Origin of the sequence: Proteiniclasticum sp., from assembly GCF_032054185.1 — a bacterium.
In the GTDB taxonomy this organism is placed as follows: Bacteria; Bacillota; Clostridia; order Clostridiales; family Clostridiaceae; genus Proteiniclasticum.
In genome coordinates, this window is record NZ_DAMBTF010000024.1 from 19,214 (window position 1) to 43,286 (window position 24,073).

Below are 24,073 nucleotides of genomic sequence, written 5' to 3' on the forward strand. Positions count from 1 at the left end.
GGAGATGTGTTGATATGATTAGATTGCCTGAACAGCTGATGTTCATCAGAAACGGCAGAGCAGAGCAGAAGCACAGTGAGGAGTCCATGACCGGCAAGCTTTGCGTGATCACCGGGGCAAGTTCCGGTGTAGGATATGAATCGATGAAAGCCTTAGCAGCCGGTGGTGCGGATATTGTTATGGTGATCAGAAACCAGAAGAAGGCTATTGCCATAAAAGACGAGATAGAGAAAAAGTATTCCGTCCGTGTCGATTACTTCATAGCTGATTTTTCCGATTTAAGACAGGTGGAAAAAGCGGCTCACGCAATTAATGAACAGTATCCCAGAATCGATGTTCTGATCAATAGTGCAGGGATACATTCTACGAAAAGAGTTCTCAATAATGATGGTGTAGAGCTTGTTTTCTGTATCAATCACCTGGCTTCATTTCTATTTACGAAGCTGCTTCTGACGAAAATGACAGATTCTTCTCCATCAAGAATCATACAGATCAATTCAGAAGGACATCGATTCAGCACGGTGCATGAAGAAGACATCAACTGGAACAGAAGAAGATATACCGGACTTAGAGGGTATGGTGCTTCAAAAACCGCTCAGCTTCTTACCGTATGGCAGTTGGCTGAAGAACTTGATTCTACAGGAGTCACAATAAATGCCATGCATCCCGGAGGTGTGAGAACGAATATCGGGAACAATAACGGAAGACTATACAGGTGGTTTCTTCACCATGTTACATGGCACTTTCTGAAGGATGCAAAAATATCAGGCGACGCAGTCTATTATCTTGCTTCAGCCAGTGAACTGAGGGAGACCAGCGGTAAGTACTTCAATCTTACCATTGAAGAAAAAGTGGCAGAACATGCCCTGGACAGGAACAAACAGAAAATCATCTGGAAGCTCAGCAAGCAGATGACGGGTTTAGATAGAGACAGATAGCAGATTCCATAATAGAGGGTCAATGTGTTCTCGATCCTGAAGACTTGTAAATCAGCTATGAATCTATAAGGAAAGGAAAGTGGCGATGAAGAATATCGTTCTATACAAAACGAGATATGGAAATACCTTCCAGTACGCAGAATGGATTGCTGAAGAATTGGATTGGGAGTTAAGAGACCTTTCAGAATTTAAAAGATCAGAAATCGGTATTTATGATAATATCATCTTCGGTACCGGTGTATATATGGGCAAAATGAACAAAAACAGAAAAGTTCTGAAGTGGTTTAAAGAAGAACCGATCATTATCTTCGCTTGTGGTGGCAATAATAATAACGAGAAAGATATCGATGTGATCAGAAAAAGAAACTTCAGTGAAGAGCAGCTGAGGTTTCATAAATTCTTTTATCTGCCTGGAGGCGTGGATTTTTCAAAAGTGAAAGGAATACCGAAAAGGATGCTGAATGTATTCCGATGGGTGATGGAGAAGAAAAAGAGCAAAAGTGGAGAGGAGAAGGCCATTCTGGGTGGCTTTACACATCCGACCAGCTTTGTCGCCAAAAAGGAAATAAAGCCTATCATATCTTTTGCCGAAACATTGCGGACCGCCAAGTATAAATGAAAGTTTCGATAAGCCACTTGAAGACATCATAGCCTTTTATGAAAGTGATGCTTTCATCATGCCGTAAAGATTGACTGATTTTATTTAAATTGACTGAAAAAAGACGTGCATATATAATTAGTGAGATATGAATATCAGTATATAAAGAATAAGTATGAGATTCCATAAGCACTTGAGAATCGCTGAGCATAATGTCAAATTATTCTAAGGAAATGATACTTTTCTGGCACATTCTCTGATGTGCAGGAGTGTATGATGGAAATTGACATCTGATGAACATGAAGGGAGACAGGCGAATGTATCTTACAACATATATCATTGACATAGCGGCACTGATTTGCCTGATTGGACTTCTGAGTTCCAGTACAGCACTGAACAAGGAGAGAAAGAAGCCTCTTCTCATGGGAATTGTTCTAACGGTGATCATCATTGTGTCTGAAGCCGGAACGATTCTGGCAGGCAGTGGGAATTTAGATCTGCGAAACGTCAATATCATCAGTAATGTCATAGGATTTGCACTTACACCAGTGATTCCGCTGGTCATCACTTTTATTTTTGACAGAAGAATTCTTAAAACACACAGATATCTGTTGCTGCCAACCCTTGTCAATTTAGCTGCAGCGGTATTATCCCCACTATTTCGGATCATTTTTTATGTTGATGCCGTAAACGAGTACCACAGAGGTGACTTTTTTATCCTCTTTATTGCGGTTTATATCATCAACTTCATTCTTCTTGTCATCAGTACACTGGATGTCGGGAGAAAATATAACTATCCCATCATGAAGAAACTTCTTGGCATATCTCTTTTTACGATTTTCGGTACAAGCATTCAGCTTATCGAGCCTCGAGCCTATACATCCTGGCACTGCGTGACCTTAGCACTGTTTCTCTATTTTCTGCTTCTGTCCGAATTTGACGCAAGCTTTGATACACTGACCAGTCTTTATAACCGTGCAGCTTTTGATAAAGCCGCAAAGGATATGATCCGAACAAAACCTTTTTCCGTCATTATCCTTGATATCAACGATTTTAAAAACGTCAATGATACCTACGGGCACGATTTCGGTGATAAAGTCATTCAGCATGTAGCAGCTGTCATAAGAGATTCCTTTACGAAGCCTTATACATGCTATCGATTCGGTGGAGATGAATTTTCAGTTTTAAGTACAGAAACGGATAAGGAGAAAATTGAGCTTCACATCAGAAAAATGACAGATAAACTCAAAGAAATGCGGGAGAATGATATTCTGATTCCCTCGGTTTCCTATGGGTTTAGTGTTTTTCATGGAGGAGATCATCTGGATTTCAATAAAGTCCTTAAAGAAGCCGACGATCAGATGTATCATTATAAAAAAGATCATAAAGCCTCATTTAGCCGCGAGTCTTCGGTTTCACTGACACTTCAGGATATATAGATTACGCCTGTTCTTTTGAGGACAGCAGAGAGTAGAGATCTTCAGATGTAAGACCTGGAACCAGGCAGAGGAGGAAAAGTGTTGATTGACAGGACAAACAAGTTCTCAAAAAGCAAGGTCATTATGATGTGCGGTCCGGCGGGGTCAGGGAAATCAGCTTATGCAAGGAAACTGGAAAAAGAGGGAAGGATCATTCTTTCTTATGATGATGAATCCTTCAATAGGGGGATTACGGATCATCCGCTGCCAGAGAATATCGCTCAAGAAATCAAGGATGTTCTAGACCGTAAACTGATTTCTCTTATAGAAATGAATGCGGATATCGTACTGGATTATTCTTTCTGGTCTATTGCAATGAGAAGTGAATACATCAGCTTATTGAGTGAATATGGAATAAAGCCCATAATATGTTATATCAAGGTACCAAAAGAAACTGCTATGGATAGAATTCGAAAGAGAAGTGGGAATCATAAAAATGAAATTCGACTTACTGAAGAAATGGCTTCATTATACTTTGATCATTTTCAGGAACCTTCTGAAGATGAGGGTGAAATCATTGTGATTAAAGGGTACTGATCGGGCCATGATAAGGATTCATGCTGTGGAGATTTCGAAACTGTGAAATTAATCTGTACTCGAAGAAGGTTTATGATGACTGAACAGATAACACTTTAGATTGGAGTGATTTGTATGGGAAAAATCATACTAGGTGTAACGATTTCGCTGGATGGATTCGCTGAAGATATGAATGGAAGTGTCAATGCGCTTTATCCTGACCTAGGTTCACTATCAGATACGGAGTACATGCGTGATTCCATAAAAAATACAGGATCTGTTGTGATGTCGAAAAAAGAATTTGAGATGGCAGAGGATCCTGATCTCTATGCTGATCACTATGAGTACCAGGTGCCGATATTCATCTTTACGGATAATATGCCCTCAAGGAATCCGAAGGAAACTGATCGCATCTCATTTACCTTTGTGACGAAGGGAATTGCAGAAGCGGTAAGACTCGCAAAAGAAGCTGCTGGGGATAAAGATGTGAACATCATTGGGAGCGCACTTACAACAGAGCTTTGCCTGAAGGAAAGACTAGCTGATGAGCTTCAGGTGGATATTCTGCCGATTTTCCTTGGAGAAGGTTTCAGACCCTTTGAAAACATGGGGAAAGAGGACCTCAGACTTGAGAGAATAGAGCAGTCTGCACTTCCCGAAGGAAGAACGCATCTTGTTTATAGATTTTCAATGTTTTAAACTGGGAAACCGAAAAAAAGACCTGCAAAAAGAGCTTAGATTTTTCATCTAAGCTCTTTTCATGATGTATATGATTACCTTTTTCTCACAAGTCCTATGATCCATAACAGTACCAAGGCACCGATAATGGATACAATAAAGCTCCAGATATTAAGGCCCGTTGCAGGTCCGAGTCCAAGCAGTCCCGCAATCCATCCACCGATGAAAGCACCGATGATTCCTACGATGATATTTGCAACAAGCCCCATGCTTGCATTCTTTCCTGCGATTATGCTCGCTATCCATCCGGACAGTCCACCTAAAATTAACCAAACAATAATATTGCTTACTTCTGGCATAAAATTTCCTCCTGTCTGTTTCTTTATGGAACATGTTATTCGTTCCTGTACTCATTATATGTTGCACAAGATTTAATCGTCAACAATATAAGTGTATTGTTTACAAGTGTTTGCATATTGTTATGACTTAATATTTAATATCATTGATTTATTAACATATGCATTTACATCATCACAGAATTGAACGATATTTGGGTTTGAAATGTTATATATGTTGTTCCTAAATGAGAAGCGAGAAAAATCCGGGATTCCTTGGGGAAGAAAGTATATCGAAAAAAGATATTTCATTACGGTCCCTATGTCAGATTGGTCTGTTACTATTCTTTTGATTATATGAATTTTCATTCATAGTCATGGAATTTGATAAATTTTAACAGTATAATCTGTGCAAAGAAATGGGAGGATTTCCCGAAGGAGGACACATGTAAAATGAAAAATGGCAAAGAAAAAATCGAAATAAGGTCCATTGTCAAAGCTTCTCAAGAAGCTGTCTGGAATTCTTATACGAATCCGGAACATATCATGAAATGGAACAGCGCATCAGATGACTGGCACTCGCCCCATGCAGAAAATGATCTGAATGTGGGGGGAAAATTCCTATATAGGATGGAAGCCAAGGATGGAAGCTACGGATTTGATTTTACCGGCAAGTTTGATGAAATTGAGCCTTTAGATCATATTGCCTACACTTTGGATGACGGCAGAAAAGTGGATGCTGTTTTTACACGACAAGGTGATCAGATTGAAGTTGTACAGACCTTCGAAGCGGAAGATTCTCATTCCATAGAGGAGCAGAGGAGCGGATGGCAGGCAATTCTGGATAATTTCATGAAATATACTGAGTCTCATTTTTAGCCTAATGGAATAAGGTGATGAGAGGACCAGCGCAGTGGATTAATGATTTAATGTGCAGGTCTTTTTTTGTAGTGAAATGATATGCTGTTCTATGGACCAGATAGATAAGTTACTTTAATCGATGTAGCATGTCAGAGCGGTTACTCTTGAACAGGTTGTTACATCAAGTTGAATATATGGGATAAAGAAAAGCGGACAAAATATTATAATATTATATTAGTTATAGATAAATATCAAGTTTAATTAAAGACTTATTTATAATATATTAACTGAAACAAAAATACTTTAACAAATTAAGGTCAATTGAAAAAGTAACTTCCAGTTTGTAATAGTAACTTCCACTGAAGTCGGAATCGAGAGATGGCCTGATTTCAGTGGTTTTTTCTTTTGTTTGTTCTATCCAATATGGCCAGTTTAGTAGTACAATATATCTGATCAGCAGCACAAAACTGAGTCTTTTTGGGTATGGGAAACCGAAGGTCGAATTTCGCTAACTTTTTGCAAGAGTAAATTCCACCCCGTGTTCTTGTGCGATAATCAGATGCAGATGATGCCTCTGGTCAATATTATTTAAGTAGAGATGGGTGCATTATGACTTTATCGGGTGAGATAAGTTCTGCACCCATCTTCTTTACGAAATCATCTCCGTAGATATCCGTAAATGCTTCGTAGGGAGACTTGTCTCCCAGGTTTTTCCGGATGTAGGAGTTCACGGGATTCATTAATAGTGTAATGTGTTCCTGATTAAATCCGTCGAACGAAGTCCCTTTCGGGATGATCCGACGAAGGAGAGTGTGATTGTTTTCTGCTGCGCCTTTCTGGTATGGTGCATGGGGATCATAGAAGAACACACGAGAACGAAGAATTCCGTCCGGTGTATATTCAATGGTTGAGGGCTTGGAAAACTCGCTGCCATTGTCTCCAAACAGCACGGAAAATATCTCCTTAAAATCCTCTAGACCAAGTTCTTCGAATAGAACGTTGAATACTTCAGTCACAGACCGGGAAGTGTTCGCTTCCCGGATGAATGCAAGCATGTACTAAGGCACCACGAAGTGGATGATGAGAAGAACCTTACCGTCCTTGGTTCCTTCTGAATTCTTCTTGATCGATCTTTGCTTGAAAATAACTTCAATGATATGTATTCATTATCAATTATCATAACTAACCAGACAGTGGTATATTGTTATGGAGAGATAATTTATTTAATTTCTGTAACGAATGAAAGAATTGAGACACATATTAGTAGGAGGTGATTGAGTGAAGGGCATTGATAAGATTTACAGTGAATATTTTCAGACTGTGTATAAATACCTGTTTACCCTTACGCAGGATGCGGATGTCTCAGAGGAACTGACTCAGGAAACCTTCTATCAGGCCGTTAAGACTTTTGATCGTTTTAGAGGAGAAAGCAAGGTGTCTGTCTGGCTCTGCCAGATTGCAAAGCATCTCTGGTATAAGGAATATAAAAGAAGAAACAGATTCACAGAAGGCTTTGTAGAAGAGATGTCTGATCTTATACCTTCCTCAGAGAATCTCCAGGAATCTGTCATAGAATCGGATATAAAGATCGCTCTCTACCAGAAGATCAGGCATCTGGATGAGAAAACGCGTGAAGTGATCTATCTCAGACTAACGGGAGAACTCAGTTTCCGTGAAATCGGTGAGATTATGATGAGAAATGAGACTTGGGCTAGAGTGATTTTCTACAGAGGAAAGCAGAAACTGATGAGTGAGGAGGAAAGAGAATGAAGTATGAAGTAAAATGCAGTATGGTCCAGGATCTTTTACCAAATTATTTAGAAAACATGACCAGTGGCGAGACTGATAGAATCGTGGAAGAACATCTTTCAAGCTGCGAGAATTGCCTGTTGATTCATAATCAGATGAAGGCAGAAATCGAATCCCCAAAGAAACTTCCTGTAATCGAGCTTCACTTTCTAAAGAAAGTGAAAAGAACAAAGCTTATAGCAGCGGCTGTGAGTATCATTCTCGCACTTCTTGCTTCATATATGATTTACGGGAGCGAATACAAGTATACAATTGATAAAGCTGATCTCTCCCATGGAATTACAGAATATATAAAATGGGTAGGAGATGACATTGAGGCCTATGTGCTGGAAACCAGAGAAATCGACGGCATCCTCATTGCTTCATTTAAAGATGAAGAACGTGAATCTGTAAATGGAGTTGCTAAGTTTGTCAGAGGTATGAATCAGAAATACCGGATCGTCCAGGCAAATATCCAATCCTCGGAGTACCAGGCGGTGGTAGAGTATTATCGTCTTAAACTGAAGGATGAGAACTATATTGCCGTAAGCGGATACAATCTGCCGTCAGAAGTGAGCCAGTATGCACTGGATTTCAGCACTTACACAAGTCCGGGTTATTTATCCGATCATCGTGTGATACAGCCTGTAAAATTCAATGTCAAAAATCAGCAGTTCCTGCTGATTTTAAAAGAATCAGAACTTACGAATCTTCTTATGGATACAGCAGAGCATGAAATCTATAATCACTTCCTCACAGGTTCATCTCTTTACGATCTGCAGGGAAATGAAATAACCGAGGAATACAGACTGCAGGATGGTGATATAGAGGAGATTGATCACAATATATTCAAGATGGAACTGTTCATGATGAATATACTCATCATTATTGTTCTTGGTTTTGGTGCGATCATGACAAGATATTTTCTGACAGACTGATTGAAGATGATTAAAGATATAGCAGTCGAAGACAAAAGTTTGTAATATAATAAATTAGAGTATATATTAAACCGGTAAATTCTATATATTTTAAAGTATCGGAGGAGAAGGCCATGATCAGAAATGATCGCAAAATAGAAGAAAAATCAGATAATCTTTCTAAAGAGAGGGTCAGGTTGATTATAGCAGTCATCGGTGTTTTTATATCTCTATACGGACTTGTTCTGTTCAATCAGAATATCCTAAGGGACATCCCACTTATACCGTGAATGGCGGTAATGATTGTTTCACAGTGGGGAATCTTTCTTGTCCCACTTATGCTCATGAAAAGAAATCGTGAGAAACTCAGCGATTTTTTCATTTCAGAGATAAAGCTCTGGCGTCAGATACAAACAGGTATTATTCTGGCTTTGGCTATGACTGTAGTTCTTATTTTGATACCCATACTTTTGGGATTAGAGTATATGGTGGGCAGCACCTCCTATACTATGCCCTGGCAGTTTGTCTTTGAATTTATATATTCCATCATAGGGGTTGCTCTTGCTGAAGAACTTGTCTTTCGAGGTTACATTTTCAATAAGATTGTTCTCCTTAGCGGATCCCGCAGCACTGCCATTATACTTTCCTCAATTCTTTTCGGGTTCTTTCATGTCTTTAACGGAAATGTCCTTCAGATCATCATGACGTTCTGCATGGGGATGATGTTCTGCTATTTCAGAGAGAAGATAAAGAGCTGCACGATCATATCACTCATCATAGCTCATGGTCTATATGATGGAATGATTGTTCTTCTAGTGAAGTTTCTATAGAGGAATTTCTTATAAAATAAAACCCTTACTGATCTTATAGCAAGAACAGTAAGGGTTTATGCTGTGCCGAGATCATCTTAATGATCTCAGTTTATAAATTCATGAATGATTGAATGTTTCAGATCAAAGGCTGCTATTTTATCGGTTTTCTGGTTACTGTTTCTCAGAAGAGAATAATACTTCTTACCCTGTGTATCTACGTTTACAGACTGATCGGAAAAGTCGAAATCAATTTCATCAATGTGCATATTGTTGATCCATCCATAATAGAAGCAGTAATCCTTCTGATTTTCAGTAATCATACTTTTTCTGACAGTAAAGGGGGTATCACTGTCATTGACCGGATGCACAGTAAGCGAAATGATCATATCAGGCTGGATTTTCGTTTCCGTTTCAGAGTCGGAGGTATAGGACAGATCTCCGATATAGCAGTAGTCATCATCCATGAATGTGAAGAGAACAAAAGAGATGTCATCTATGGTATCTGTGGAAATCATTTTGATGTGCCTGCTTTCAAGAGAGTACTTCTTCTGCACTTTTTCCTTGATGACAAAATAGTTGTGTTCATAGTCACTGGAGAAGGATAAGGCGGGTTTATCTTTAAACCCGTTACCAGAGAGAAACAGAATGAACATCAGTGACAGGATCAACATGGATATCAGAAAGATTTTGCTGTTTTTCAATTTATTTTCTCCCCTTATATGGATCCTCTGAATCATTCATCAAACAGTGTAAAGTTCTCGTCATTTTATTATATCGGATTCTTTCCCTAATAAACCCCGAACTTCTTCGGGATTTTGGCTGTTTTTAAGTAATCTTTATCATTTTTAATCGATAATGAGCACTCTGAAACAAAGCCTGGTTTCCATATATAGTATTTTCATAGAATCTTAGCATATAGATGTGAATGTCCATTCCAAAAGCCTCAATATTAAGATAAAATTAAACAATAACAGAACGTTCTGAAATGAACGGAAAATAACAGATCAGCTTGACGGCTGAAAGCGAGGAATCATGGAACATATTGTGGGATTTAAAAGAAAAGTGATTGAAAATGTAGGGAAGGTGATTATCGGGAAAAATGAGGAGATAGAGCTTCTTCTCATTGCATTTCTGGCGGAAGGGCATATCCTTCTGGAAGATCTTCCAGGTATGGGCAAGACCGTGATGGTGAGGTCTTTCTCGAAGACTCTGGATCTACCGTTTAAAAGAATACAGTTTACCCCCGATCTTCTTCCTGGTGATATTACAGGTGTCAGTTTCTACAATCAGAAGGAGAAGGATTTTGAGTTCAGGGAGGGTCCGCTGTTTTCGAACATTATTCTTGCAGATGAGATCAACCGTGCAACGCCAAGAACACAGGCTGCACTACTTGAAGCCATGGAAGAGAGACAGATCACCGTAGATGGAACAACAAGGAAACTGAAAAAACCGTTTATGGTTCTGGCCACGCAGAATCCGGTGGAGTCTTACGGCACATTCCCTCTGCCTGAAGCTCAGATGGACAGGTTTCTTATGAGAATCAGGCTGGGTTATCCGACCAAGGAAGAAGAAAGAATCATCCTACTGAATACGGTAGGAAAGGTGCTTGAGCATCTGGAGTCAGTAATCCGGGAAGAGGATATCAGTCAGATCATGGAAGAAATCTGCAAGGTGCAAATCAGCACCGAAGTCATGGATTATCTCCTTGATCTTGTCAGGGCGACAAGAGAATCAGATGAAATCAGTCTTGGGGTAAGTCCAAGAGGGTCCATTGCACTATATCGCGCGTCCCAAGTGAAAGCCGCCCTTGAAGGACGAGACTTCATCCTTCCTGAGGACATACAGGCGATGGCTGTTCATACCTTAAATCACAGAATACTGCTGGATGACGGAAACAGCATAGAGGATACCGTTGAGAGAATAAGGATGATCATAAAGCAGATACCTGTGCCTCTAGAAAATCTGGAGGAGAGCTGATGATCTGGGTGTTTCTTGGCCTTCTCATCCTGACACTCGTCATCAATGAACTCCTCTACAGTTTCAGTGCAGGTCATCTCAACTACAGCACGAAAACCGATAAGAAGGTCTATGAGATCGGTGAAGAGATCATCATGACACCTGTCATCGAGAACAGAAAGATCGTGTCGGTTCCTTTTCTAAGGGTAGATGAGTACTACGATAAGTCCCTTTCAGTGGAAGTGAACAGCTACAGTCTTTTTCTTCTGCCTTTTCAGAGAGTGAAGAGAACTTATCATTTGTATGGAAATAAGAGAGGATTGTGGTATATCGAAGAAACATCTCTTAAGATCGGTGATCTTCTGGGATTTCATCAGAGATATCTGGAGGTGCCGCTAAAAATCCCTGTGGTCATCCTTCCTCTCCAGAAGAAACTGAAGGAAGTGATCCTGCCTTACGCAGGGCTGTATGGACCGTTTTCTGTCAGAAGATGGATCATTGATGATCCGCTTATGATCCGCGGGATAAGAGAGTATACAGGCAGTGAATCCCAACGCCATATTCACTGGGCATCGTCTCTTAGGCACGATAAACTTATGGTAAAACAGTTTGATTTCACCCAAGAGAAAAGTGCTCTGGTGTACCTGAATATTGAAAGTACAAAACCCTTCTGGCAGGATCCTCAGGTCGATGCCATCGAGGAAGCCATCGTATTGGCAAGATCTGTCATGGAAGAGCTTTCAAAAGAGAAGATTTCCTATGGATTTGCCTCCAATGCCTTTAACCCATCGGGAAGTCAGAGGGGGTATTACTACCCGCCGGGACTTGCAAGGGAAAACCTTCGTAAATATCTTGAAATTCTGGGGAAGATGAACACAATCATATCCATGCCTCTTGAAGATGGACTGAAAGGCATAGCAAGAAACAGAGGCATGTTTCAGACGTTCATTCTGATTACTCCGAGAATACTTCCTGAGTATATCCGTCCGCTTAAAGAGTTTTCCAGATCCTTCGGCAAAACCGTAATCATTACCGCCCAAGGAGATCATCTGGATAAACTGCCGAAGTCTATTGAAATCTATAAGGGGGTGGATATTTTTGGAAATGATGCTACTTGAACTCTTTTCCATCGTTTCACTCACTTTTTCCGTGCTCATCGTTCTCTTTGAAGTCCCTCAGGTAAAAGGTGTGATTCTGCTTGTCTATGTCATGGCAGTTTCTGCACTCTTTCTCTGGAAGAAAGTCGAAGGACGCTTTGGTGCACTTTTCATGGGCACACTGTTTTTCCTGCCTTACTTTACGGAAGTGACCCAGGAAAATGCATTTTTCACAGTGATCTATTCTGTGATTTTCACCCTATACTTTTACAGAAAGATGGGGACTCTTTATCCGGAAGATGTTTCGCTAAGACTTAAGATCTCCTATGTTTTCATGATTCTAAGCGCTCTTCTGGGGATATGGAGAGAATCATGGAGAGGGATGATCCTTGCCGCGCTGCCTTTTATGCTGCTCTATTTTTTTGTGACGATCATTCTCACTACCTCTATAAGACATCGACAGGCGGGGCTTGACGAGAACAGAAACAGAAGAAATATCCTGTTTTACCTTGGATTAACATCAGTCCTTTCGATTGCGGCAAGTATTGAAGAGTTCAGAAATGTTTTTCTTGTGGGTTTCAGATCTTTCTCGGGAATATTTTCGGATATCTTCTTTAAAGCGCTGTATCTGATTGCTTCGGTTGTCTTCTTTTTCTACGAGAAGCTTATAAGCTTCATCAAAAATCTTCCAAAGAACCAGAATCCTGAAAATGCTGCTCCGCCGGAAGGCTTTGGAGAATCATTTGAGGAGACTGTCGCTGAAATCCAGAGCTCACCGCTTATGGAAAATCTTTTTTCCATTCTGATGATTCTCATCATCGTCTATGTTTTGGTGAAGTTCATCAGAGGAAGACGAGGGAAAAGAAACGAGGAGCTTCCTTATGAAGAAGTGCGCGAGTTCATCATGAATGAAAAAGATTCCGGCAGAAGAAAAAGAAGAGAAAAGTATCCGACTGAATATCGGGAACAGATCCGTTACTACTACAGAATTTACCTTCAGAATCTGGCAGGAAAGGTGAAGCTTGAAAAATATGATACTTCTCTGACTGTTCGTGATAAAGGCGAAAGAGTACATGAACACAATGAGGAAATCAGAAATATCTATGCTGAACACAGATATACGGACAGAAGCGCTGATGAGAGCGTAGTCAGAAAGCTGAAAGAGTATGTTGAAAAGTCTTAGCCCCAGTTGATTAAGCTGTGCGATATGAGGCAGTACTGCTTGGGGCAATATTATTGGAGGAATCTATGGATAAGCTGATTATTGAGTATCTGAATGAAGAAGACGAAGTGCACCGCAAGGTGCTTGAAATACTTCTTGCGTCCGCGTTTCCGCAGGCTTACAGTGAAGATGCAGAGGAAGAGGTGAAAAGGTGTCTGGAAAAGGACAGAGTCTCATTAAAAGCGGTCTATAACGGAGAGCTCGCCGGATTTATCGGTGCAATACCTCAATATGGCCATACAGGATGGAAACTTCATCCGCTTGTAGTGGATGAGAAGTATCGTGGACTTGGCATAGGAGAAAAACTGGTCAAGGAACTTGAAAAAGAGATCTTTATACGTGGTGGAATCACCATCTATCTTGGAACGGATGATGAGAAATCACAGACAAGTCTCAGTGATACGGATCTCTTTGAAGAAACCTTCAGAAAAATTGAGGAAATACAGAATTTTAATCGCCATCCCTACGAGTTTTATGAGAAGATTGGGTATAAGATTGTAGGGGTCATCCCAGATGCCAACGGATTCGGAAAACCCGATATCTTCATGGCGAAACGTATACGAGACAATACCGAAAAGCAAAAGTAAATCGATAAGGAGTGGCTAAAATGACAGACAGATTCAACAGTCCCATAGAGCTTGTCATCGAGAAGAGAAAGTCAGTAAGGACATACCTTGAAGAACCACTGACCAAAGAAGATATGGAAGGCATCCTCGCCTATATGAGAGATCTTTCAAACCCTTTCGGAAAACAGGTGAAGTTCTCATTCCTTGAAACAGAGGGAAACAGAAAAGCGCTGGGTACCTACGGCATCATAAAAGGTACAGTGAACTATATCGGAGCGGCAGTAAAAGATGAACCGCTTGAGGTTGAAGCTGTGGGATATGAAATGGAGAAACTGATCCTCTACTGCGCAGACAAGGATATCGGTACCTGCTGGCTAGGTGGAACTTTTAAACGTGAAGATTTCAAAAAAGCCATGGATATTGAAGAAGGATATCTTTTTCCTGCCATCACTCCCGTAGGTTATCCGAAAGAGAATAAAAGTATTGCGGATAATCTTGTGCGTTTCATTGCCAAAGGAGATATGAGAAAACCCTGGAGTGAGCTTTTTTTCATGAATACATTCAATGAACCGGTGGATGGAAAAAATGCGAATAAATATGAAAGAATCCTTGAAATGGTGAGACTTGCTCCGTCAGCTTCCAACAAGCAGCCCTGGAGAATTCTTCTGAAAGAAGGCGTCTGGCACTTCTATGAGGCTAAAACACCAGGATACAGCGATGCATTTTCCTATGATATCCAGAAGATCGATTTAGGCATAGCAGCCTGTCATTTTGAGATGGCCTCGACCGAGAAAGGAATCCCAGGCAGAATCTCCTATCTTGATCCGCCGGATGTTGAATGTCCTGATCATTTTCATTATGCTTTCAGCTGGGTGGAGTTCTAAGAAAAGTTCCACACTATCCATAATATGTAAATATTATTATGATATCATAATAGTAGTTGTTGGAAAAGAAGAATATAAAACATAAAATTCACCTGCTGCACTTCATGAAGGGGAGGGATTGTAATGGAGATGAAGAAGCTGATCTACAGGATAAAAAGAAGTATCTGGATCTATCCTGTGGTTTATACGGTTTTTGCAGTGATTATGGCTGTTGCGGTAATCATTGTCGATGCCAGAATTTTTTTCAATCTCTCTCCCTATATCCCGGACCTTTTCACAACAAGCACGGATCTTGCAAAGACTGTCCTCACAATCATCGCCAGTGCGTTCATTACCATCATGACCTTTACCTTTTCAACGACCATGCTGGTCCTCACCATGTATTCTTCTCAGTTCTCACCAAGAGTTGTTGAAAATTTTCTGACCCAGAAGAGCACCATGAAAACGTTCGGGATATTTGTGAGCGGGTTTATGTATTCCATCATATCTCTGCTTTTTATCCGCGATGTACTGTCAGATTACAGGATTCTTGCCGGAACATTCGGGGTTTTCTATATCGTCGTGGGGCTCATCAACTTCATCCTCTATATCAATAATGTTGGAAAGTACATTCAGGCGAGCAACATCATCGACAGACTATATGATAAGGCAAGACGTGACATTGAAGGGTACAGAAAAGAAGTTGAGGCTTATGAGACGTATGATCGGGAGGCCATAGACAATATCGAAGTGAAGATTCGCATAAAGAGTCCTTTGAGTGGCTACATTCAGGAAGTTGACTACAACAGGCTCTTTGAGATTGCAAAGGAAAAGAGGATTCTGCTCATCTTTGACAAGCTTCCGGGTCAGTTTGTGACTGATGAGGATACGGTGGCGAAAATCTATTATGACCGAAACAGTTCACTGGACGATAATCTGAAAGATCAGATCGGTGAAGCTATTGATATCGGGGAGAGACGAACCGAAATACAGGATTTCAGCTTCTCCATCCAGAAGCTTGTAGAAGTGGCGCTAAAAGCGCTGTCTCCAGGGATAAACGATCCCAACACCGCGATACAGTGCATAAGAGACCTGGGACTTCTTCTTCGTGAACTGGCTTCACTGAAAGTGGGTTATATTCTGGTAAGAGATGAAGAGGAAGAAAATCTTTCCGCACTTTACCGTGAAAGCTATGATCTGGATATGATTCTCTCCGATACCTTCAACCAGATTATCCATTACGGTCAGGGAGATATTTATGTCATGCTTGCAGTAATCAAAGCCCACAGGCATATTCTTGAACGCGCCGACTCAAGAAGCAGGCAGTTCATAATGGAACACATCGGTTACCTGAGAAATATTCTTATGAAGAAACCCTATGAATCCTTGGATCAGAAAATGATCGACAAAGAACTTGAAGAAATCAGACTACGATACAAAGACGAATGATTCTCTGCTCCTTAAAAGCCAACTGATAAAAATAACGGATCAGAGCAAAATAAAGATGAAACGGGGAATGAATGAAATGGAAAAGAAAAATGTCGTCATTCATGAAAAAATCACCATCGGAATCAGTGCCTGCTGTATGGGCAGTCCTGTAAGATACAACAATAAAGGATGGGATATGCTTGAAAATCTGGGCAGAGAAAAATCCGATTTCAACTGGTGTCCGGTCTGTGCTGAAACCATGGCGGGTCTTGGTGTGCCAAGAGATCCTATTCATCTATCCGGAGGAGACGGTGCCATGGTCTGGCTGGGTGAGGCCCTGGTCAAGAACAGAAGAGGAAGAGATGTCACAGAAGAGGTGAAACTTGGCTGCACAACCTGCCTTGATACCCTCAAAAGATCCAATGCCTCAGCATACATCTACATGGATGGAAGCCCTACATGTGGGGTCTACCGCACTTCACTGAAGAAGCAGAAAAGAGGAAATCCGCCTGGAATCTTCGGTGCCATGCTTCTTGAAGAGGAAATGTTTCTTATTCCGGCAACTGATGTTCAGAGTCCGATCAAGTGGTGGGACTGGAGAAGAAGGCTTCTCGCTTTTCACTGGTTCAAAACCCTACCGCTAAGCACCAAGGATGATCTTTACAGAGCCTGGTATGTGGTGAAGTTCCTTTGCCAGGAAATCGATGATGAATGGGCAAGGAAGATGGGCAGAAGACTTGCGGATCTCGGCAAGATCGTGGAAGAGGAAACTGTTTTGGAAATCAGAAAAGAGATCCTCGAAACCTTGAGAAAGCCGTCCACGGTATCAAAGATCACCCACAGTCTGTGGAAAAACTATGCGTTTTACAGAAAGACCAAAGGGGAAACAGTGGAGGGAATCCATTCACCTGACTTCAGGCGTAATGTGACAAGCATCGCCAAAGAGCTGCTTCTCATGGAGCGAACAGCTTTTGAAGAGGAAGTGTTCTTTGCCTCGTCTCCAGTAATCTACAGGGACAAGAGAAGAATGCCGAAGGTTCTTCCTGAGGATATCGAGATGGATGAAGAAATTGAAAGCACATTGAGCGGCGAGCTTCCTCTTGAGGAGATCACTGAATAATTTTAGTCTATACTTAAAGCCGGAGCGATCAGTTTCGGCTTTATTCTGTATTGGACCGTCTCTTTAAGGACACGATGGAATGAAACAGTGCTAGAATAGATGTAGAATGTGCGAAAATAAACTTAGTGAGGAAAGAAATGGAGAATGTATTTATAATCAATCAGCCTAAATTCGGAGGCATTCTTGAATATCCGAAACTTGAAATCAGAAGAAGGGGAGTGACCTTCATAAAGGGTGCAAGCGGTGCTGGTAAAAGCACGCTCTTGAAACTTCTTAACGGAAGTCTCAGCCCAGATGAGGGCAGTATTCTCTATAACGGTAAAGATATACTGGAGATGGATACCATAGAGCTCAGAAGAGAAGTGATTCTCATCGGACAGAACGTCTATCTCTTTGATCTTACAGTAAGGGAAAACTTTCATGAATATTACAGCTATAGAGATCTTCCAGCACCGGATGATGAAACCATAAAGAAGTTTCTTAAACTCTGTCATGCGGACTTTTCTCTTGAGGAGTCCTGCGTGAAGATGTCAGGTGGGGAAAGGCAGAGAATCTATATCGCCATATGTATTTCCCTCATGCCGAAAGTCATCCTCATGGATGAGCCGACCTCGGCTCTTGACGGAAATACATCCAAGGTGCTGATGGAAAATCTGAGTGAATTTACTCGGCAGAATGATATGGCGATGATTGTGGTCAGTCACGATCCGATCCTGGCTGAAAACTATGCCGACAATGTGATTACCATCGAGAGGGGGAATTAGATATGGGCGTTGTGGAAATGAATATCTGGCAGTTTGCCCTCATATACCTTCTACTTATTGTTGTTCTTGTCATCATGAAGAAAGCGAAGATCGATCAGACGAAGCTTCTCCTTCTGGCGAGTTTCCGCATGACGGTGCAGCTGGTTCTTGCAGGACTAGTCCTGACCTATATCCTCGGGAATCCCCATCCATTATTCACAGTAGCCTATATCGTGGCCATGACGAGTTTTGCCACCATAAGGGTGCTCAGGAAAAACAGAGATCTCAACAGAAAATTCAAAATCGCCATTGGTCTTTCACTGGCTGGGGCCGGAACGCTTATTGTGTTTTTCTTTGTACAGATCGTTGTGGGAATGGATTTCTTCAATCCTCAGTATACGATTCCCTTAAGCGGAATGATCTTCGGAAATGCCATGACTGGCCTTACGCTTGCGCTGAAAACCTTCAGCGAAAACCTGAAGTCGCAAAGAGCAAGGGTGGAGTCTCTTCTCTATATAGGCGTTACGCCAAAGAAGATTCTCATTCCCTTTGTAAACAATGCCCTGGAAACGGCCCTGCTTCCAACCATGAACTCTATGCTGGGCATGGGCATCATTTCTCTCCCTGGAATGATGACCGGGCAGATCCTCTCCGGAACACTACCTATGACGGCAATCCTTTATCAGATTGCCATCATGATTGCTATTACTACAGTAGTATGTCTCGCCGTATTTTCGGCGCTTTATTTCGGCTATCAGACACTCTATAATGACCGGAATCAGATCTCCATCTGATGTTGAATTCCTATAAACTGATAGGGTAAAAGGATGTGAATGCCCATGACAAGAATCATGATTATTGAAGACAATGAAACCATAAGAGAGGAACTGTCGATCTTTCTTACGCGCTACGGTTATGAGGTGTCGGCTCCAGAGCGCTTTTCTGATATCGTACAGGTTGCTCTGAAAGAAGATCCTGATCTCATCCTTCTTGATATCAATCTACCTGTATTTGACGGATATTATATCTGTCGGGAAATAAGAAAGAAATCAAGTGTTCCCATCATCATCGTGACCAGCAGAAATCTCGAGGTGGATGAGCTCATGAGCATGAATCTTGGGGCGGATGATTTTGTGACGAAGCCATACAATACGCAGATCCTCCTTGCAAGAATCGAAGCCCTCTTAAGAAGATCCAAAGGGGCGGGAAATGCTCAGGAAGCCCTCTTTTATCATGACCTGAAAGTGAATCTTGCAAATGGAACCATGAGCTATAAAGGGGAAAGCTATGAGCTGACGAAGAATGAGCTGAAGATCCTTTCCTGCCTGATGAGAAGCAAAGGGAAGATCGTATCCAGAGAGGAGCTTATGAATTTCATGTGGGACTCGGATATATTTGTCGATGACAACAACCTTTCCGTCAATGTCACAAGACTAAGGAAAAAACTGGAAGAAGCGGGGATGAAAGAGAATATTGAAACAAGACGCGGCCTTGGGTACATCCTGCCATGAAGATGAGTGATTATCTCAAAGACAGATCACTCTTTCTACTTATCAATACCCTTATTTTTCTGGTTCTGACTGGAATTCTTCTTCTCTTTGAAATGAACATGGGACTCATCCTCCTCATCTTCATCCTCTGGTTTTTCCCGTTATTTTCCTATCTCTTCATGGAGTATGTCAAATACAGAAAGTTCTATGATGAATTTCGGGATCTTGTGGACACAATGGATCAGAAGTATCTTCTGCCTGAGGTGATGAGAGAACCTGAATTTCTTGAAGGAAAAATCTTGTATGAAGGTCTGAGTGAAATATCAAAGGATATGCATGAACATGTGAAACACTACAGAGATCTTGAACAGGATTATCGGGAATACATTGAAACCTGGGTTCATGAAATCAAGACACCCATGGCTTCCATCGGACTCATCCTGGACAACAATGAAAGCAAAGCCGGGAAAAGCATAGGGAGCGAGATGAAGAAGATTGAAGACTATGTGGAGGAGGTGCTCTACTACGCGAGGAGCAGCAATGTCGGGAAAGACTATCTCATCCGCGAAATCGATCTTTCCAATCTGGTGAAAAGAGTGATCAGAAGAAATGCTTCCGACTTTATCCGTAAAGGAATATCCATCGACATGGAAGAAGTATCATTCACCGTGTTTTCAGACATAAAATGGCTGGAATACATCCTGAATCAGATCGTCGGTAATGCCGTCAAGTATACAAAGAGCGGTGAGGGATCCATACAGGTCTATACCAGAAGAAACCCTGAAAGTGTAGTGCTTGCGGTGAAGGACAATGGAATCGGCATCGATGAGAAGGATCTTGGCAGAGTCTTTGATAAGGGATTTACAGGCGAGACTGGCAGAGCTTTCGGAAGGTCCACGGGAATGGGACTGTACCTTTGCAGAAAACTGACGGAGCAGCTGGGTCTGGGACTGAATATAGAATCAGAGCAAGGGGCAGGAACAACGGTTCAGATCGTCTTTCCCCTTGGAAGCCTTAACCCCAAGGATTAGATGATTTAGTTTACTTCGGATTCAGGGAGGCGGATGATTCCCTCTCCTTGAATCCGTTTTTTCTAACCTTTCAGAAATGTCACTTTCATGAAAGGTACATCGATAGGTACAATAGTGCACTCCTGATAAACTGAAATCAGCAAATAGATCAGGAGGAATAAATTATGAAAAAATCAGTTATTGCCGTATTATCCGTACTTTTACTTATGGGTGCGTTCTACTTCGGTCATCAGTATGTGAATGGTCCGAAAATTATAGATGGTGTGGTCACAAATGAGATGCCCGCAGAAGGAAAAGCTTTGGAAAGCACCACCTTATTAAAATCCGATGATACCGTGTACTTCACCGCAAAAGGAAACAGGTTCTGGGTAAAGGAAGCTCATGTCATCTGGTATAAAGGTGAAATCCGTACAGGGAACAGATATCTTGAGGAAGCGGTTAAAATCGAAGACGGAAATTTCACCGCTGAGCTTTCAGTACCGGAAGGTCTGGAAGAAGGCATCTATGGCGTAGGGATCTATGCAAAAGGAAATGATGTCATGGAAACTAAAGTACTGTTCGAAGTGAAGAAATAGGAGGAGGTGAAAAAATGAAAAACATACTGAAGGTGGACAAAATCGAAAAATACTACGGCAACAAAGGGAACATCACAAAAGCCATAGACAACATCAGCTTTACAGTGGACAAGGGAGAATTCGTGGGCATCATGGGGCCATCAGGAAGCGGAAAGACGACACTGCTTAACTGCATCTCCACCATTGATAAGGTGACAACGGGTCACATCAGGATCAGTGATGTGGACATCACGGAGCTTAAGGGAAAGAAACTTGAATCCTTCCGTCAGAAGGAGCTGGGGTTTATCTTTCAGGACTTCAATCTGCTGGATACCCTGACCGCCTATGAGAACATTGCCCTTGCACTGACCATACAGAATATCGCACCTGATGAAATCCATAATAGAATCCAGGCTGCAGCAGAGAAGCTGGAGATCAGAGATGTACTGAAAAAGTATCCTTTCCAGATGTCCGGAGGTCAGAAGCAGAGAGTGGCTTCAGCAAGAGCCCTCATTTCAGAGCCGTCTCTCATCCTTGCGGATGAACCCACAGGTGCGCTTGATTCCAAATCTTCAAGGCTTCTATTGAGCTCTTTCGAGAAGCTCAATGGAGAGCTTCTATCAACGATACTTATGGTCACCCATGATGCGTTCACAGCAAGCTACGCAAAGAGAATCCTGTTCATCAAGGATGGGCGGATCTTCAATGAACTCATCCGAGGGAAGGACAGCAGAAAGGAATTCTTCAATAAAATCATTGAAGTTGTGACTTTGCTTGGAGGTGATATCGGTGATGTTATTTAAGATAGCCAGAAACAATGTCAAAAGAAGCTATAAGGATTATGGCATCTATTTCATCACGCTGACGCTTGCCGTCTGTATTTTCTACAGCTTCAATTCCATAGAGACTCAGAGCACAATGCTCTCACTAGGAAAAAGCACTGGAGCTTTCATGGAGACTCTGAGCACATTTCTTGCAGGAACGTCCATTTTTGTGAGCGTCATTCTTGCCGGGCTCATCACCTATGCCAATCATTTTCTCATCAAAAAGAGGAAGAAGGAGCTGGGGATCTACATGACCCTTGGAATGCCTAAGACTTCCATTTCAAAGATCCTATTCCTGGAGACGCTCCTTATCGGACTCATTTCCCTCATTGCAGGAATACTTCTTGGCATCATCGTGTCCCAGGGTCTGTCCGAGATCACAGGGAGGCTTCTCGGTGTAAGCCTTGAAGGCTATCGGTTTACCGTTTCACCGGAAGCCGTTATGAAATCGGCCGCGTACTTTGGCATCATATTTTTCCTTGTGGTCATACTCAATCAGCTGACCATAAGAAGATATAAGCTCATCGATCTTCTCAATGCGGGAAAGAAGAATGAGGAGATGAAGCTGAAGAGCATGGCTTCATCCATAGTGCTTTTCGTTTTATCCATAGTGATGCTCATTACGGCATACGTTCTGGTTTTGAAGATCGGACTGCTGACAGAAAGTGTGCTCATCGCCGTTTCCATCCTTCTTGGCGTATTCGGAACGCTGCTCTTTTTCTTCAGTCTTTCGAGCTTCTTCATCCACTGGATGCAGAGACAGAAAGGACTTTATCTTAAGAGTCTTCGAATCTTCGTTCTTCGTCAGGTGCACAACAAGATCAACTCGAACTTTCTCTCCATGTCCGCCATCTGTCTCATGCTCTTTCTCACCATAACACTTCTTTTCACCATGTTCGGCTATAAGGGAAGCTACGACAAGATGATCGAGGGGAATATCTCCTTCGATGCATCAGGCTGGCTTCTTGACGAGAACAATGAGGGGCAGTACGACATGGAAGGATACCTTGACACCATCGGGTTCAGCTTCGATGAGACTGAAAAGCACAGTTTCTTCAGCATCTATGAACTTCCCGTAACGACAGAGGATCTTCTGAAAAGCTATGCCACCGAAGAAGAATGGGAAGATATGCAGAAAGACTACATGGATGGGGAAATCTCCGCTGTGAAGCTGTCGGACTATAATGAGATTCAGAAGCTCAGAAATCAGAAAACCGTAGCACTTGGGGAGAATGAAGTTCTTCTTGTCTCTAATTATGGCCACTTGAACAGCGCTTTAAATGAGTTCATGAAGAAAGAAAACACCGTTACTATTGAAGGCGCAGTCTATGAAATCATAAATGATGAACCGGTGAAGGAAAACATCATGACAACAGCCACTGTTCTTGATTTCTTCTACTTCATCGTTCCAGATGATGTGCCCGGTGCCATGACAAGACTGAGTACGGGATACAATGCAGTATTTGACAAGAGTACTTATGAGCAGTCGGAGGAGAAATTCATGGGCCTTTCTGAGGACTATGAGACCTTCAGACATATAGATGACAAGCTCGTTCTTGCCTTTGGCAACACCATAGATGAGGTTCATGCAAGAGTATATGGGGCAACGACCCTCATTGTATTTTTAGGTGTTTACCTAGGCATCGTGTTCCTCCTGTCCAGTGCAGCAGTTCTGGCTCTTCAGCAGCTCTCCGATGCCAATGAAAGTGTTGAGCGCTACAAGACCCTGAAGAAAATCGGGGCTACGGAGAAGCAGATCAGCCAGGCAATACTCTTTCAGAATGCCATCTACTTCGGTGTACCGATGCTGCTTGCGGTCATTCACTCAGCAGTAGGCATTATCGCCGTAAATGTGATCTTCAGAAACTATACTCAGGGGATTGTAGGCAGTTCACTGCTGCTCATAGGTGCAGCACTAGCTGTCATCTATGGAGGCTATTTCTATACAACCTACACAGGCTTCAAGAATATCATCAGAGCCCGTGAGTAAGGAAAGACAGCAGTTAAAGGACAGCACTGTAACGCTTTCTTAAGAATATACCGGAACAACATGGAACCAAGACAGACAAGGCAGCGGTACCAGGAAAAGCTCCTGTTACCGCTGCCTTTTTTTGGTCTGTATGAAAGTAGTATTGGAAATTGAGGATATTAAAAGGGATTCTATTGAATCCCTTCCAGACTGTAGACAAAGTAGTTAGAGTTGAAAACTTTGACTGCTTTTCTTTTTTTGCTTCATTTTATAATATATTTATGATATA

The 24,073-nt window shown here is 41.7% G+C and carries 27 protein-coding genes; 24 read left to right on the forward strand and 3 right to left on the reverse strand.

Annotated features, from left to right (window positions below; all coding sequences use genetic code 11):
• Positions 1 to 14: 14 nt before the first annotated feature.
• The 5 genes from RTX25_RS11875 (at position 15) to RTX25_RS11895 (ending at position 4,229) form a co-directional block, all read left to right on the forward strand.
• Positions 15 to 938, forward strand: a complete 924-nt coding sequence (locus RTX25_RS11875) for an SDR family NAD(P)-dependent oxidoreductase (protein ID WP_312653946.1) — start codon at positions 15 to 17, stop codon at positions 936 to 938.
• 85 nt (positions 939 to 1,023) lie between these two features.
• A complete protein-coding gene (locus RTX25_RS11880; RefSeq protein WP_312653948.1) occupies positions 1,024 to 1,557 on the forward strand; it encodes a flavodoxin domain-containing protein in 534 nt (177 codons plus the stop codon).
• Positions 1,558 to 1,853: 296 nt separating this feature from the next.
• Complete coding sequence (locus RTX25_RS11885; RefSeq protein WP_312653950.1) at positions 1,854 to 2,975, forward strand: GGDEF domain-containing protein; 1,122 nt, start codon at positions 1,854 to 1,856, stop codon at positions 2,973 to 2,975.
• 81 nt (positions 2,976 to 3,056) lie between these two features.
• On the forward strand, positions 3,057 to 3,551 hold the full coding sequence (locus tag RTX25_RS11890; RefSeq protein ID WP_312653952.1) for an ATP-binding protein: 495 nt from the start codon (positions 3,057 to 3,059) through the stop codon (positions 3,549 to 3,551).
• A gap of 114 nt (positions 3,552 to 3,665) precedes the next feature.
• The gene (locus RTX25_RS11895; protein WP_312653954.1) at positions 3,666 to 4,229 is read left to right on the forward strand and encodes a dihydrofolate reductase family protein; all 564 of its coding nucleotides are present in this window, start codon (positions 3,666 to 3,668) and stop codon (positions 4,227 to 4,229) included.
• A 74-nt stretch (positions 4,230 to 4,303) separates the two neighbouring features.
• Here the strand turns inward: RTX25_RS11895 and RTX25_RS11900 are convergent, their stop codons facing one another.
• A complete protein-coding gene (locus RTX25_RS11900) occupies positions 4,304 to 4,567 on the reverse strand; it encodes a GlsB/YeaQ/YmgE family stress response membrane protein (RefSeq protein WP_312653956.1) in 264 nt (87 codons plus the stop codon).
• A 429-nt stretch (positions 4,568 to 4,996) separates the two neighbouring features.
• Between RTX25_RS11900 and RTX25_RS11905 the strand changes: the two genes are divergently transcribed.
• The gene (locus RTX25_RS11905) at positions 4,997 to 5,422 is read left to right on the forward strand and encodes an SRPBCC domain-containing protein (protein WP_312653958.1); all 426 of its coding nucleotides are present in this window, start codon (positions 4,997 to 4,999) and stop codon (positions 5,420 to 5,422) included.
• A 566-nt stretch (positions 5,423 to 5,988) separates the two neighbouring features.
• On the opposite strand, the gene RTX25_RS11910 is transcribed toward RTX25_RS11905, so the two are convergent.
• Complete coding sequence (locus tag RTX25_RS11910; protein WP_312653960.1) at positions 5,989 to 6,459, reverse strand: hypothetical protein; 471 nt, start codon at positions 6,457 to 6,459, stop codon at positions 5,989 to 5,991.
• Positions 6,460 to 6,682: 223 nt separating this feature from the next.
• Here RTX25_RS11910 and RTX25_RS11915 point away from each other — a divergent pair, with 223 nt between their 5' ends.
• From RTX25_RS11915 to RTX25_RS11930, 4 genes are all read left to right on the forward strand, one after another.
• The gene (locus tag RTX25_RS11915) at positions 6,683 to 7,174 is read left to right on the forward strand and encodes a sigma-70 family RNA polymerase sigma factor (RefSeq protein WP_312653962.1); all 492 of its coding nucleotides are present in this window, start codon (positions 6,683 to 6,685) and stop codon (positions 7,172 to 7,174) included.
• Positions 7,171 to 8,130, forward strand: coding sequence for a zf-HC2 domain-containing protein (locus tag RTX25_RS11920; RefSeq protein ID WP_312653964.1), 960 nt, complete (start codon positions 7,171 to 7,173; stop codon positions 8,128 to 8,130). The genes RTX25_RS11915 and RTX25_RS11920 overlap by 4 nt, the downstream gene beginning before the upstream one ends.
• A gap of 113 nt (positions 8,131 to 8,243) precedes the next feature.
• A complete protein-coding gene (locus RTX25_RS11925) occupies positions 8,244 to 8,399 on the forward strand; it encodes a hypothetical protein (RefSeq protein ID WP_312653966.1) in 156 nt (51 codons plus the stop codon).
• A 9-nt stretch (positions 8,400 to 8,408) separates the two neighbouring features.
• Positions 8,409 to 8,939 carry a CPBP family intramembrane glutamic endopeptidase gene (locus RTX25_RS11930; RefSeq protein WP_312653968.1) on the forward strand — a complete coding sequence of 177 codons (531 nt, stop codon included), beginning with the start codon at positions 8,409 to 8,411 and terminating at the stop codon, positions 8,937 to 8,939.
• Between the two features lie 86 nt (positions 8,940 to 9,025).
• Here the strand turns inward: RTX25_RS11930 and RTX25_RS11935 are convergent, their stop codons facing one another.
• The gene (locus RTX25_RS11935) at positions 9,026 to 9,622 is read right to left on the reverse strand and encodes a hypothetical protein (protein ID WP_312653970.1); all 597 of its coding nucleotides are present in this window, start codon (positions 9,620 to 9,622) and stop codon (positions 9,026 to 9,028) included.
• A 331-nt stretch (positions 9,623 to 9,953) separates the two neighbouring features.
• On the opposite strand from RTX25_RS11935, the gene RTX25_RS11940 reads away from it, so the two are divergent.
• From RTX25_RS11940 to RTX25_RS12005, 14 genes are all read left to right on the forward strand, one after another.
• Complete coding sequence (locus tag RTX25_RS11940; protein ID WP_312653972.1) at positions 9,954 to 10,898, forward strand: MoxR family ATPase; 945 nt, start codon at positions 9,954 to 9,956, stop codon at positions 10,896 to 10,898.
• Positions 10,898 to 11,995, forward strand: coding sequence for a DUF58 domain-containing protein (locus RTX25_RS11945; protein ID WP_312653974.1), 1,098 nt, complete (start codon positions 10,898 to 10,900; stop codon positions 11,993 to 11,995). The genes RTX25_RS11940 and RTX25_RS11945 overlap by 1 nt, the downstream gene beginning before the upstream one ends.
• On the forward strand, positions 11,976 to 13,157 hold the full coding sequence (locus RTX25_RS11950; RefSeq protein ID WP_312653976.1) for a hypothetical protein: 1,182 nt from the start codon (positions 11,976 to 11,978) through the stop codon (positions 13,155 to 13,157). Before RTX25_RS11945 ends, RTX25_RS11950 begins: the two co-directional genes overlap by 20 nt.
• A gap of 74 nt (positions 13,158 to 13,231) precedes the next feature.
• Positions 13,232 to 13,783 (forward strand): GNAT family N-acetyltransferase, encoded by a 552-nt coding sequence (locus RTX25_RS11955; RefSeq protein ID WP_397428553.1) that lies wholly within the window; start codon positions 13,232 to 13,234, stop codon positions 13,781 to 13,783.
• Positions 13,784 to 13,803: 20 nt separating this feature from the next.
• Positions 13,804 to 14,646, forward strand: a complete 843-nt coding sequence (locus tag RTX25_RS11960; protein WP_312653979.1) for a nitroreductase family protein — start codon at positions 13,804 to 13,806, stop codon at positions 14,644 to 14,646.
• Between the two features lie 123 nt (positions 14,647 to 14,769).
• Positions 14,770 to 16,074: a DUF2254 domain-containing protein gene (locus RTX25_RS11965; protein ID WP_312653981.1), complete on the forward strand. Its 1,305-nt coding sequence runs from the start codon at positions 14,770 to 14,772 to the stop codon at positions 16,072 to 16,074.
• A 76-nt stretch (positions 16,075 to 16,150) separates the two neighbouring features.
• Positions 16,151 to 17,173: a DUF523 and DUF1722 domain-containing protein gene (locus tag RTX25_RS11970; RefSeq protein ID WP_312653982.1), complete on the forward strand. Its 1,023-nt coding sequence runs from the start codon at positions 16,151 to 16,153 to the stop codon at positions 17,171 to 17,173.
• A gap of 137 nt (positions 17,174 to 17,310) precedes the next feature.
• Positions 17,311 to 17,937, forward strand: a complete 627-nt coding sequence (locus tag RTX25_RS11975; protein WP_312653984.1) for an ATP-binding cassette domain-containing protein — start codon at positions 17,311 to 17,313, stop codon at positions 17,935 to 17,937.
• 2 nt (positions 17,938 to 17,939) lie between these two features.
• Complete coding sequence (locus tag RTX25_RS11980; protein WP_312653986.1) at positions 17,940 to 18,710, forward strand: ABC transporter permease; 771 nt, start codon at positions 17,940 to 17,942, stop codon at positions 18,708 to 18,710.
• 45 nt (positions 18,711 to 18,755) lie between these two features.
• Positions 18,756 to 19,427: a response regulator transcription factor gene (locus RTX25_RS11985; protein WP_312653988.1), complete on the forward strand. Its 672-nt coding sequence runs from the start codon at positions 18,756 to 18,758 to the stop codon at positions 19,425 to 19,427.
• Positions 19,424 to 20,437: a sensor histidine kinase gene (locus tag RTX25_RS11990; protein ID WP_312653990.1), complete on the forward strand. Its 1,014-nt coding sequence runs from the start codon at positions 19,424 to 19,426 to the stop codon at positions 20,435 to 20,437. Before RTX25_RS11985 ends, RTX25_RS11990 begins: the two co-directional genes overlap by 4 nt.
• 164 nt (positions 20,438 to 20,601) lie before the next feature.
• Positions 20,602 to 21,012, forward strand: coding sequence for a hypothetical protein (locus RTX25_RS11995; RefSeq protein WP_312653992.1), 411 nt, complete (start codon positions 20,602 to 20,604; stop codon positions 21,010 to 21,012).
• Between the two features lie 14 nt (positions 21,013 to 21,026).
• Positions 21,027 to 21,794: an ABC transporter ATP-binding protein gene (locus RTX25_RS12000; protein WP_312653994.1), complete on the forward strand. Its 768-nt coding sequence runs from the start codon at positions 21,027 to 21,029 to the stop codon at positions 21,792 to 21,794.
• Positions 21,784 to 23,805, forward strand: a complete 2,022-nt coding sequence (locus RTX25_RS12005) for an ABC transporter permease (RefSeq protein WP_312654000.1) — start codon at positions 21,784 to 21,786, stop codon at positions 23,803 to 23,805. The genes RTX25_RS12000 and RTX25_RS12005 overlap by 11 nt, the downstream gene beginning before the upstream one ends.
• The last annotated feature ends 268 nt before the right edge of the window (positions 23,806 to 24,073 follow it).